Source organism: Mesorhizobium sp. M1E.F.Ca.ET.063.01.1.1, assembly GCF_003998155.1.
Classification (GTDB): domain Bacteria; phylum Pseudomonadota; class Alphaproteobacteria; order Rhizobiales; family Rhizobiaceae; genus Mesorhizobium.
The window spans coordinates 1-538 of the sequence record NZ_RZSC01001505.1 but is presented as its reverse complement, the minus strand read 5'-3'; the positions used below and the strand labels follow the sequence as shown (position 1 = coordinate 538).

Genomic DNA, 538 nt, shown 5'->3' with positions numbered 1-538 from the left:
GTCCGCCATGTAGCCGAAGCCGGAGACGAAGGCATTGGTGACGCCGCCGGTGCCCCTGTGCCGCTCGACCAGCGCGATCTGGCAGACGTCGTTGCGCCGGTCCATGCCGACAAGCCCGTCCTCGACCGGCAGGTCGGCCTCCAGTGCTCGCGTCGGCGCCTGGTTCTCGATCACGCCGATGACGCGTACGCGCGCCTCGTTGGCCCCCTTCGGCGCGGCCACGTCGAAATCCTTCGCCTTGAGCTTCTTGCCAAGCTTGACCGTGTTCTTGGCCGTCTTCGGATAGTCATAGGCCGGGATGTCGATGTCGAGCTTGCCGCCCTTGGCCAGCCTGACGCCGCGAGCATAGACCTCGTCGATGGTCATCGCCGCCAGATCCGAGACGATCAGCAGGTCGGCAAGCCGTCCCGGCGCGATCGAGCCGATCTCGCGCTCCAGCCCGAAATGCTGGGCGGTGTTCAGCGTCGCCATCTGAATCGCCGTCACCGGCTTCAGGCCCTGGCTGATCGCGTGCCGCACCACTCGGTCCATATGGCCT

1 protein-coding gene is annotated in these 538 nt (G+C 66.5%); it reads right to left on the bottom strand.

What is annotated here, in order from left to right:
* Positions 1-538: amidohydrolase family protein (locus tag EOA29_RS39480; RefSeq protein ID WP_145970160.1), on the bottom strand; the 538-nt coding region annotated here is incomplete at both ends.